Origin of the sequence: Methylophaga sp., assembly GCF_048266885.1 — a bacterium.
In the GTDB taxonomy this organism is placed as follows: Bacteria; Pseudomonadota; Gammaproteobacteria; order Nitrosococcales; family Methylophagaceae; genus Methylophaga.
Genome location: NZ_JBLWYR010000002.1, coordinates 1 through 11,631, shown reverse-complemented (window position 1 = coordinate 11,631; position 11,631 = coordinate 1). Strand labels below are relative to the sequence as shown.

At 43.7% G+C, this 11,631-nt stretch carries 11 protein-coding genes; 8 read left to right on the top strand and 3 right to left on the bottom strand.

All coding sequences use genetic code 11. From position 1 onward, the window contains the following. Together ACN0V2_RS01205 and ACN0V2_RS01200 are read right to left on the bottom strand one after the other, a co-directional pair. A partial coding sequence (locus ACN0V2_RS01205) for an AAA family ATPase (RefSeq protein ID WP_417548969.1) occupies positions 1-699 on the bottom strand: 699 nt, incomplete at its 3' end. Then, positions 693-1,565: an NAD(+) kinase gene (locus ACN0V2_RS01200; protein WP_417548968.1), complete on the bottom strand. Its 873-nt coding sequence runs from the start codon at positions 1,563-1,565 to the stop codon at positions 693-695. The genes ACN0V2_RS01205 and ACN0V2_RS01200, both read right to left, overlap by 7 nt. Before the next feature lie 171 nt (positions 1,566-1,736). On the opposite strand from ACN0V2_RS01200, the gene ndk reads away from it, so the two are divergent. Genes ndk through pgi form a run of 7 tightly spaced genes read left to right on the top strand, consistent with a single transcriptional unit; the run spans position 1,737 to position 9,013 of the window. Then, positions 1,737-2,168: a nucleoside-diphosphate kinase gene (gene ndk, locus ACN0V2_RS01195; RefSeq protein WP_417548967.1), complete on the top strand. Its 432-nt coding sequence runs from the start codon at positions 1,737-1,739 to the stop codon at positions 2,166-2,168. 10 nt (positions 2,169-2,178) lie between these two features. Further along, positions 2,179-3,285: a 23S rRNA (adenine(2503)-C(2))-methyltransferase RlmN gene (gene rlmN / locus ACN0V2_RS01190; RefSeq protein ID WP_417548966.1), complete on the top strand. Its 1,107-nt coding sequence runs from the start codon at positions 2,179-2,181 to the stop codon at positions 3,283-3,285. Positions 3,286-3,311: 26 nt separating this feature from the next. Beyond that, positions 3,312-4,037: a type IV pilus biogenesis/stability protein PilW gene (gene pilW / locus ACN0V2_RS01185; RefSeq protein ID WP_417548965.1), complete on the top strand. Its 726-nt coding sequence runs from the start codon at positions 3,312-3,314 to the stop codon at positions 4,035-4,037. 5 nt (positions 4,038-4,042) lie between these two features. After that, positions 4,043-4,963, top strand: a complete 921-nt coding sequence (locus ACN0V2_RS01180; RefSeq protein ID WP_417548964.1) for a RodZ domain-containing protein — start codon at positions 4,043-4,045, stop codon at positions 4,961-4,963. After that, positions 4,963-6,081, top strand: a complete 1,119-nt coding sequence (gene ispG / locus ACN0V2_RS01175) for a flavodoxin-dependent (E)-4-hydroxy-3-methylbut-2-enyl-diphosphate synthase (protein ID WP_417548963.1) — start codon at positions 4,963-4,965, stop codon at positions 6,079-6,081. Before ACN0V2_RS01180 ends, ispG begins: the two co-directional genes overlap by 1 nt. Before the next feature lie 2 nt (positions 6,082-6,083). Beyond that, positions 6,084-7,340 (top strand): histidine--tRNA ligase, encoded by a 1,257-nt coding sequence (gene hisS / locus ACN0V2_RS01170; protein ID WP_417548962.1) that lies wholly within the window; start codon positions 6,084-6,086, stop codon positions 7,338-7,340. Between the two features lie 35 nt (positions 7,341-7,375). Then, on the top strand, positions 7,376-9,013 hold the full coding sequence (gene pgi, locus ACN0V2_RS01165) for a glucose-6-phosphate isomerase (protein ID WP_417548961.1): 1,638 nt from the start codon (positions 7,376-7,378) through the stop codon (positions 9,011-9,013). 46 nt (positions 9,014-9,059) lie between these two features. Here pgi and glgB read toward each other — a convergent pair whose 3' ends face one another. Further along, positions 9,060-11,231: a 1,4-alpha-glucan branching protein GlgB gene (gene glgB / locus ACN0V2_RS01160; RefSeq protein ID WP_417548960.1), complete on the bottom strand. Its 2,172-nt coding sequence runs from the start codon at positions 11,229-11,231 to the stop codon at positions 9,060-9,062. A gap of 106 nt (positions 11,232-11,337) precedes the next feature. Here glgB and ACN0V2_RS01155 point away from each other — a divergent pair. Continuing rightward, positions 11,338-11,631 (top strand): sugar phosphate nucleotidyltransferase (locus tag ACN0V2_RS01155; RefSeq protein WP_417548959.1); only part of this gene is annotated, 294 nt, incomplete at its 3' end.

Here is an 11,631-nt window from a genome sequence, read left to right as displayed (position 1 = left end):
GTGATGTAATGTTGATTCACTGGTATGAAGTAGCTGTGCCGCATGGGCTAACTGCTGTTGTTCCTGTAGCAGCTCATCGATACTACTGTCAGTCAAATCTAACGGTTCTAGCTCACTAATTTGATAATTTAATAGTTCTTGGCGGGCCATATGTTGATCAGACTGTTGTTGTACAGCCGCGAGTTGTTGCTGGATCTGCAACCACTCTGAATAAGCTTGTTTTAATGCTTTAAGCAGCGTTTTATTGTTAGCAACAATATCAAGTAATTCTCGTTGGGTTTCTGTACGCAATAACGATTGATGTTCATGTTGGCCGTGGATATCAACACTTAATTCGCTGATATTACGCAATTGCGTTAATGGCACTTGGCGTGCATTTATATAGGCTTTCGAGCGGCCATCTCGACTGATGGTGCGGCGCAGATGACATTGATCCTCGTCATCAAGCTCTTGTTCTTTCAACCATTGTTGCAGTTGAAGATTGTGGCTGATATCAAAGCTAGCTTCAATTTCAGCGCGTTCACTGCCATGACGTACCATATTAGAGTCAGCACGATCGCCAAGAACTAAACCCAAGGCATCAACCAGTATGGATTTACCGGCACCAGTTTCACCGGTCAGCGAAGTCATACCGGATTTGAATGTAAGGGATAAATCTTCAACTACTGCCAATTGACGGACGGTTAACGCTGTTAGCATGTCAGTTTTCGGCCCCATTCCAGTTTTGCACGCAAAATTGAGTAGTGATCATGATCTTCAAGATGCAATAAATCTATCCGGTTTGCATGGCGTTGAATTCGGACAGTATCGCCAGGGTTAAGCACATGGCCGGGGCGTCCGTCACAAGTGACCATCGCTGTAGTAATGTTATTTTCACTCAATGTGATGTCAATAATGCTACTGGCTGCAATAACTAAAGGTCGATTGCTCAAGGTATGTGGACACACTGATGCTAACACCACCGCGTCCAAATCTACATCAAGAATCGGACCGCCCGCGGACATGGCATAAGCAGTTGAGCCAGTGGGCGTAGCAATCACTAATCCATCAGCACGTTGACTATTTAAAAACCGTCCGTTGATATGGGTTTCAAATTCGATCATATGTCGGCTTTGATGCGAATGCACTACAACATCATTCATCGCGACACTAATGGGATCCTCAGCATTATTCAGATGTGCTTCTAAGAGGAAACGATTGTCATGCCGATATTGACCATCTAAAATTCGACCTAATTGGGATTGTAAATTATTCAGTGTGACATCGGCTAAAAAGCCTAGTCGTCCAACATTAATTCCCACGATAGGTAAGTCGAAGCCTGATAATGCTCTCGAAGCTGAAAGCATGGTGCCATCGCCACCTATTGCTACTGTTAAATCACAGTTTGATGGGAACTCGGCGATAGAAATTACTGCCAATTTAGGCAGAAAGCTCATTGGCTCATTACAAAACACCTGCAACCCTTTGGATTGCAGAAACTCACTGACTTGAATGACCGCCGATTCCAAAACAGGATCATCTTTGCGGATAAACAAGCCGATACGGTTAAATGTCTTATTCATCATCGAATTTACATATGTGTTTTATCAAAAATAGTCCGCTGATGGTAATGGTTTTGTCATCAAATCCAAAGCAAAATTGGCCGCTTAATAAAAACTCAGTGAACGCTACTATCTCATAGCCCTATAGATGCTAGAATATGTCGATTTAATTCAACCAATCCAAAGAGGATACACATGGCGACTGAACGTACTCTGTCAATTATCAAACCGGACGCGGTAGCAAAAAATGTTATTGGTGAGATCTACTCACGTTTCGAAAAGGCTGGTCTCTCAATCGTAGCTGCACGTATGGTGCATCTTACACAACAGCAAGCGGAAGGCTTTTATGCTGAACACAAAGCACGTCCGTTTTTTGGCGACTTAGTGAGCTTCATGACTTCAGGACCAGTAATGATCCAAGTTCTTGAAGGTGATAATGCTGTTATTACTCACCGCGATTTGATGGGGGCAACTAATCCTGCCGATGCAGCACCAGGTACAATTCGTGCTGATTTTGCGCAAAGCATTGATGAAAATGCGGTGCATGGTTCAGATTCTGCTGAAAGTGCAGCACGTGAAATTGCGTATTTCTTCACTGAAGATCAACTGTGCGCTCGTACACGCTAATCATTAACTAATGGCAAACACATTGACCAACCTACTTGGTCTAGATCTTAAAGGTCTGGAAGGGTTTTTCGTCGAAATCGGTGAAAAACCCTTTCGTGCGCGCCAACTTTTACAATGGATTCACCAATATCGCGTCACTGACTTTGCAGAGATGAGTAATCTTAGTAAATCATTACGCGAAAAATTGAGTCAGATTGCCGAGATACGCGTACCAGAATTATTACACGAACATATTTCCACTGATGGAACACGTAAGTGGATCATCAAGATGGATGGTGATAATTCCATCGAGACAGTATTTATCCCTGAAAATGGCCGTGGCACTTTATGTGTGTCATCACAAGTTGGTTGTGCTCTGACTTGTACCTTTTGCTCAACTGGGCAGCAGGGCTTTAACCGTAATCTGAGTGCAGCCGAAATTATTGCTCAACTTTGGATTGCCAACGAAGCTTTGGGAAAAGATCCGAAAGGCAATCGTATGGTGACCAATGTGGTCATGATGGGCATGGGAGAACCGCTGACTAATTACAATAATGTGATTACTGCGATGAACCTGATGCGAGATGATTTGGCCTATGGCATTTCTTGGCGGCGGCTAACGTTGAGTACTTCTGGTGTGGTACCGATGATTGATCGTCTGAAACAAGACTGTCATGTCAGCCTAGCTATCTCATTACACGCTGCAAATGATAAATTACGTAGCGAGATTATTCCATTAAACGATAAATATCCGATTGCCGAGTTACTGGCAGCCTGCAAGCGTTATGTCACTGGCGAGCAACTTCGTCGACACATAACGGTTGAATACGTCATGTTGGCTGGGATTAATGATTCAGAGCAAGATGCGCGAGATTTAATCCGTATTTTGAAAGGCATCCCAAATAAAATTAATCTTATTCCGTTTAATCCTTTCCCAGGCACTAATTATCAGTGTTCTTCAAGAAATGTGATTACGCGGTTTAAAGAACAGCTTATTGCTGCTGGTCTGGTCGCCACTGTACGTAAAACTCGTGGTGATGATATTGTGGCTGCCTGTGGGCAGTTAGCTGGCGAGGTTCAGGACAAAACTCGTCGCACTCAGAAATTAGCCGAGCAAGAGGTAGTTTTCATCAGATGATATTTTATTTGAGATCAGGCTTATTGGTGTCAGTTATTGTTTTACTGACAGCATGTGCATCTTCAGGGCAACGAGAACATATTGCACCTGATGCTAAGGCTGCTGAGCTCAATATGCAGTTGGGATTGAGTTATTTACAACGTGGTGATTATGAAATCGCCATGGAGAAGCTTGATAAAGCATTAAAACAAAATCCTAATTTACCGAGTGCTCACAACACGATTGCTTTACTTTATCAGCGTCTAGGCGAAACTGAAAAAGCTGAAAAGCATTTTAAAGAGGCAGTGAGTAGAGCGCCAGAATATTCTGAAGCACAAAATAATTACGGTGTTTTTTTATGTCAGCAGGGTAAATACGAGCAGGCAGAAAAACGTTTTTTAAAAGCAATCGAAAATCCGTTATATCAAAGTGCTGCCATGGCGTATGAAAATGCAGGGCTCTGTAGCAGAGAAATGCCAGATATGGTTAAGGCAGAGGCTTATTTCCGGCGCGCTTTGCAAATTAACCCTAATTTGAGTAAGTCGTTAATGGGTATGGCTGACCTGAGCTACGAGCAAACAAATTACATGCAAGCACGGGCTTACGTGCAACGTTTCAATAGTGTTTCACCGTGGACTCCCCAGGCTTTACTGACAGCCATTAAAACCGAACAAAAGCTGGGCAATGAAGACGCGGTATCAAGCTATAAATTAATTATGCGAGCCCGGTTCCCGGATTCCGATGAAATGCGTATGGTCAATGAAGGTATTTAAGATTTATGGCTGAGAGTCATACAGAAGAGCCGAGTGTTGTTTCGTCATCAGTGGATGTTGGAAAACGTCTACGTGATGCGAGGGAAGCAAAAAAAATCTCAATTACTGATGCAGCAGCTCAGCTGAGAGTCACTCGAGATGCGATTGTGCATCTAGAAGAGCAAAATTGGGACCGACTGCATGGGCGGACCTATGCCCGAGGTTACTTTTTAAGTTATGCAAAATTCTTAGGGCTACCGCAAGATGAAATGCTGGCGGGGTTTAATATTGAATTTACTGAAACCGATCATCGCAGTCCTTCAATAGCGCCAATACAACAGCTTAAGCCAGCAAAATCAGGTTTGCCTTGGCTACCATTGATATTACTGGTGATTGTTGGAGTTTTAGCATGGTTTGCTTACCAACAATGGCAGGCAACCCAGGCTGAGCAAATAAATGAATTGCCTGATCAACCCCTTATTGAACCTGTCGAACCATCAGATATTGACAGCAACAATAATTCCATTCCAATTACCGAATCTAATGATGGGCCAATTATTAGTTCTGATCCTCAGTCTGAATTGCCAGTTGAAGTTGAACCAACTGAATTAGTTGCCGAGCCCGTTATAGACGAACAAGCTCCTATAGAAACAGAGACTTTGACGGCTGAAGAAGTTGAAGCAGACACTTCCGATATAAACGCAAATAATTTAGTTATTGGTATCAATGCAGATTGTTGGGTTGAGGTGCGTGATGCCTCTCAGCAAGTTTTGATCAGCCGAGTTGTCAGAGCTGGCAATACCGTTGAATTGTCTGGCACGGCACCATTACAGGTGTCATTGGGGCAAGCAAACGCCGCTTCTGTCAGATTTGAAGGTAAGATTATTGATATCTCTGAATATACCCGTGGAAATGTAGCGCGCTTTACCTTGGGAGCTGATTCATAATGCATACTCCATCTCCAATTAAACGTCGCAAATCACGTCAAATCATGGTTGGCAATGTACCAATAGGTGGTGATGCACCTATTGCCGTTCAAAGCATGACCAATACGGAAACAACGGATGTCGCAGCAACCGTTGACCAGATTCAACGGCTGCAAAAAGTTGGGGCAGATTTGGTGCGTGTCTCTATACCGACTATGGATGCCGCAGAAGCTTTTGGTGCCATTCGCAAATTAGTGGATATTCCATTAATTGCCGATATTCACTTTGACTACAAAATAGCGCTGCGTGTCGCTGAACTTGGCGTTGATTGTTTACGGATTAATCCTGGTAATATTGGCCGTGAAGATAGAGTTCGCGCTGTCGTTGATAAAGCACGCGACTTTGGAATTCCAATCCGAATTGGCGTCAATGCGGGTTCATTGGAAAAAGAATTACAGAAAAAATATGGTGAGCCGACCCCGGAAGCATTGGTTGAATCTGCTTTAAGACATATCGATATTTTGGATCGTCTGAACTTTCCAGATTTTAAAGTGAGTTTAAAAGCCTCTGATGTGTTTATGACTGTTCATGCTTATCGTCAATTGGCTGATCAAATTGAGCAGCCTTTACATTTGGGTATCACAGAAGCTGGAAGCCTCCGAAGTGGTGCGGTGAAATCAGCAATTGGTTTAGGAATGTTGCTTGCTGAAGGCATAGGCGACACTATCCGCGTTTCATTAGCTGCTGATCCAATTGAAGAGATACGGGTAGGGTTTGATATTTTAAAAAGCCTGCGAATTCGTAGTAAAGGGATCAATCTAATTGCTTGTCCATCCTGTTCCAGACAAGAATTTGATGTTATTTCGACCGTGAATGCACTTGAGGCAAGATTGGAAGACATTATCGAACCCATGGACGTGGCGGTGATTGGATGCGTCGTCAATGGACCAGGTGAAGCTAAAGAGGCTGCTATCGGGCTAACCGGTGGTTCTCCCAATCTGTTATACCGCGATGGAAAACCCCATCACAAATTAGACAACGAAGACCTGGTTGATCAGCTGGAAAAGGAAATTCGCCAGCGAATCGCCTTGCGTAGCGAACAACCCGAAAAAGTAATTCCGATAAAGGACATAAGCTAAAGGTGGCAGAGATAATCCGTTCTGTCCGGGGAATGAACGACATTCTTCCGGAAGTGACGCCGTACTGGCAAGCCGTTGAAACCAGCCTTAAACAGATTCTTGATAGCTATGGTTATCACGAAATTCGTTTACCCATTCTGGAAAAGACTGAATTATTTAAACGTTCTATTGGTGAAGTTACCGATATCGTTGAAAAGGAAATGTATACCTTTGATGATCGCAATGGTGACAGTCTGTCTTTGCGACCTGAGGGCACCGCTGGATGTGTAAGAGCTGCCATGGAACATGGCATGTTCAATCAGCAACAACGGCTTTGGTATATGGGGCCAATGTTTCGTCATGAACGTCCACAAAAAGGACGCTACCGTCAGTTTCACCAATTAGGGGTTGAAGCATATGGTTTTAGTGGACCGGACATCGATGCTGAAATGATCCTGCTTACCGCACGTTTATGGAAAAAGCTGGGATTAAAAGATATTTCGCTGCAGATTAATTCATTAGGAAGTACAGAAGCCAGACTGAATTACCGGAAAACCCTGGTTGAGTACTATCAGGCTCACCATGAATTATTGGATGAAGATAGCCAAAGGCGCTTATTAAGCAACCCACTACGCATATTGGACAGTAAAAATCCCGATATGCAGTCACTCAATGAAGCCGCACCTAAATTGATTGATTATCTGGATGCAGAATCAGCTGAACATTTTGACCAATTATGTAATACCTTGCGTGCCGCTGATATTGCCTTTGAAATAAACCCAAGGTTGGTACGCGGGCTTGATTATTACGGTAAAACGGTTTTTGAATGGGTCACAGATCAGTTAGGCGCACAAGGCACTGTTTGTGCCGGTGGACGCTATGATGGACTGATTACTCAACTTGGCGGTAAAGCATCAAGTGCAATTGGTTTTGCTATTGGACTGGAACGATTAATTTCACTATTGGAAGCTGGCGGTACGCTACCTGAAACTCAAGGGCCGGATGTTTATCTGGTTGCTGTCGGTGAAGCTGCTGCTGCGCAATCTTTGTTATTAGCTGAAAGCCTAAGAGACCAGCTACCGGATCTTCGCTTGATTAGCCACTGTGGTGGTGGTAGTTTTAAAAGCCAATTCAAGCGGGCCGATCGCAGTGGAGCGCGCTGGACTTTAATTTTGGGTGAAGAAGAAATGTCGCAGCAACATATTGGTGTTAAAACCATGTCTACAGGCGAACAACAGACACTAGCCTGGTCGGAGTTAGCAAATTTTCTCTCAACATAAAATCTTAATAACCGTTAACAAAAATAAGTAGAAATATGACGCCACTAAATATCGCCGAATGGCAATCACTGGATAGACATTATTCCGATATCAAATACCTGTCGATGCGCGAGCAATTCGTGCTGGATTCGGGACGATTCGAGCGGTTTACTCTGCGTTCTGGCGACCTGTTACTGGATTATTCCAAAAATCGAATTACGCAAGAAACCGTTGATAAACTACTTGCCCTTGCACAAGCGGTTGATATGCAATCATGGATTGAACGCATGTTTTCCGGTGAGCAGATAAATCACACCGAAGGCCGTGCGGTCTTGCACACCGCATTACGTAACCGTGCCAACACACCAGTTATGGTGGATGGTCAGGACGTCATGCCCCAAGTAAACGCCGTTCTAGACAAAATGGCTGCATTTTGTGAACAGGTACATACCGGTAAATGGTTGGGGTTCAGTGGCAAAAAAATCACCGATATTGTGAATATCGGCATTGGTGGTTCGGACCTTGGGCCTGCGATGATTTGTGATGCGCTTGAACCTTATGGCATCGACGGTCTTCAGGCACACTTCGTTTCAAATGTAGATGGCACTGATCTTAGTACAACATTAGAGAAACTCAATCCTGAAACCACCCTGTTTATCGTGGCTTCAAAAACGTTTACAACGCAAGAAACCATCACCAATGCACAATCTGCCCGTAACTGGTTTTTAAAAGTTGCCACCCAAGCGGATGTTGCCAAACATTTCGTTGCGGTTTCCACCAATGCTAAAGAAGTTTCAAAATTCGGCATTGATACGGCCAATATGTTTGAAATATGGGATTGGGTAGGGGGGCGCTATTCGTTGTGGAGTGCCATCGGACTTCCGATCGCGCTGTATGTCGGCATGGATAATTTTATTCGCCTGCTGGAAGGTGGACATGAAATGGATAACCATTTCCGGAGCACCCCGTTAGCCGAAAACATTCCAGTTATCATGGGCATGTTGGGGATCTGGTACATCAATTTCTTTAATGCACAAACACTCGCAATTGTGCCTTATGACCATTCATTGGCCCGTTTTCCAAACCATATGCAACAGTTAGATATGGAAAGTAACGGTAAGTATATTAACCGCCAGGGTGCCCGTATCAGTTATAAAACTGGCCCAGTTATCTGGGGTACACCAGGCACCAACGGACAACATGCTTATTTTCAACTAATCCATCAGGGAACACAGTTAATCCCAGTAGATTTTGTATTACCGGTCAACAGCCATTATCCAGAATGTGATCATCAATCAATTTTGTTGGCAAATGGTTTGGCGCAATCTGAAGCCTTAATGAAAGGCAAAAGTGCCGAAGAGGTCAGAGAAGAGCTAATTAAAGAAGGCTATGAAGGCAAGGCCTTGGATGCATTGCTGCCGCACAAAGTGTTTCCGGGAAATCGTCCAAGTAACGTTTTGTTATTTCCAAAATTGACACCTGAAATGCTGGGTCAATTAGTTGCTTTGTACGAACATAAAGTGTTTGTTCAAGGCGTGGTGTGGAATATCAACTCTTTTGATCAATGGGGTGTTGAACTTGGCAAGCAATTAGCTAAAGCGATATTGCCAGATTTGCAAAGTGATGCAGACATTTCCGTACATGACAGTTCCACCACTGAACTAATTAAGATGATCCGCACTTTACGTCAATAATCAGAATACGTAAGCGGCTCGTATTGTGTACGAGCCGCCAATCGTTTTAGTGTTTTTTACGAATTATCAGGCCAGCAAGTGGTGGCAAGTTTATTACGATTGAATACGGTCTATCTGACCATTCAATGAATTCACTATTAATAATTGGACTGACCGGGTGATTACTTCCAGCGTAGTATTCTGAGTCAGAATTAATGATGACCTCGTACTCACCGGGTTCCGGTACGCCAATTCGATAATTATCACGAGTGACCGGTGTGAAATTAAACACGGCTACGACAATAGAGTCTTGGCCGCGTCGCATGTAACTCAATACCGAATGTTCTCGATCATTACAATCAATCCATTCAAAGCCATGCGCGTCAAAATCATGAAAATGCAGCGCCGGACTTTCGCGATATACCTTATTCAAATCAGTGACGATTTGTAACAACCCTTGATGTTTTGGATAGTCCAGCAAATACCAATCAAGTGCTTGTTCACTGTTCCATTCGCTACCTTGGCCAAATTCCGAGCCCATAAACAACAGTTTTTTGCCGGGATAACTGTACATAAAGGTATACAGCAACCGCAGGTTGGCAAATTGCTGCCATTCATCTCCAGGCATTTTATAGCGCATCGACTTTTTGCCGTGCACAACTTCATCGTGCGAGAAGGGCAGTACAAAGTTTTCGGTGAATGCGTACAACAATCCAAATGTCAGTTGATCATGATGATATCGCCTATGAATTGGATCCTGCTTCATGTATTCGAGAATATCGTGCATCCAGCCCATATTCCATTTCATCGAAAACCCAAGTCCACCCATATCGGCAGGACGGGAAACCATCGGATAGGAGGTTGATTCTTCCGCGGCGATGATACAGCCGGGATGGGCCTGATGCAGGATGGTATTTACCTCTTTGAGGAAACTGATAACTTCAAGATTTTCGCGGCCACCATGAATGTTGGGTAACCATTGACCTTCTTTACGCGAATAGTCTAAGTACAACATAGACGCTACAGCATCAACCCTTAGCCCATCTATGTGAAACTCTTCCAACCAGAAAAACGCACTGGATAGCAAAAAGTTACGTACTTCATTACGGCCATAATTGAAAATTAATGTGCCCCAGTCCTGATGTTCTCCACGCCGTGGATCTTCATGTTCGTATAGGGCCGTTCCGTCAAAACGAGCCAAACCAAAACTGTCTTTTGGAAAATGTCCAGGTACCCAGTCAAGCAATACACCAATATCACTTTGATGGCATTTATCTACTAAATAGCGAAAGTCATCAGGTGAGCCGAACCGACTGGTCGCTGCATAATAACCTGTAGTCTGATAACCCCAAGAAATGTCTAGGGGATGTTCAGTTATTGGTAACAGTTCAATGTGAGTGAAGCCCATTTTGCTGACATAGGGAACCAATTTATCAGCGAGTTCGCGATATGAGCAAAAACTTCCATCAACACGTTTTTGCCAAGAGCCAAGATGAACTTCATACACACTATGTGGCGCATTTAACCATTTAGATTGCTCTCTGGTGGCCATCCAGTCTTTATCCTGCCATTGATACTCGCTATCAAATATTACAGAGGCCGTATTGGGACGAAGTTCGGCTTGCTGGCAATAGGGGTCCATTTTTAGATGCAGACTGCCATCTTGATGGTTACGAATTTCAAATTTGTATAAATCACCGATATTAAGACCAGGGATAAATAATTCCCATACACCGGTACTGCCTCTTGAACGCATGGGATGACATCGACCATCCCAACGATTAAAGGTACCTACGACACTAACGCGTTGAGCATTGGGCGCCCAAGTGGCAAACATGACGCCTTCGACACCGTTCACAGTCCGTTTGTGCGAACCTAAAATTCTATAGGCATGCCAGTGCTTACCTTCGGCAAACAAGTACAAATCATAGTCTGATATCTGCGGAGGAAAGCAATAAGGATCGTAATGGCTCTCAATTTGGTTTTGTGAAGTGGTACGATGGATCTGGTATGGTATTTCTAAATCATCAGAACGACCTGTCCATTCAAAGATATCAGTGCCTGGAACACGTTGCATTGGTAAATTGTCACCCACCGAAGCAGATTCGGTATGGGGTAAAAATGCCCTTACATATATGCCAGTTTTAGTCGGATGACGTCCCAATACGGCAAACGGATCATGATGTCTGGCCTCTATGATTTTAAGTTGGTCATCTGTCAAATTTTGTTCAAAAACCATAGATATACTGTCCTATAAATATTTCTATTGCTGACCACCTTAGCGATGTGGCACGCTTAAGACATTACAACATATTTCACTGCATAGCTGGCTGGAGATTTAAAAAATGCCAAAAAACAATAGCACCCGTTTTGTCAGTCGACTAACCAGAGATACTCTGGCTCTGATTCTGGCTGGAGGGCGTGGTTCAAGGTTGAAACAACTGACGGGATGGCGAGCAAAACCTGCAGTACCCTTTGGAGGGAAGTTCAGAATTATTGATTTTCCATTATCTAATTGCGTTAACTCAGGTATTCGTCGAGTAGGCATTTTAACGCAATATAAAGCGCATTCATTGATTAGGCATATCCAACAAGGTTGGGGCTTTATGCGTGGCGATCTGGGTGAATTTGTGGAGTTA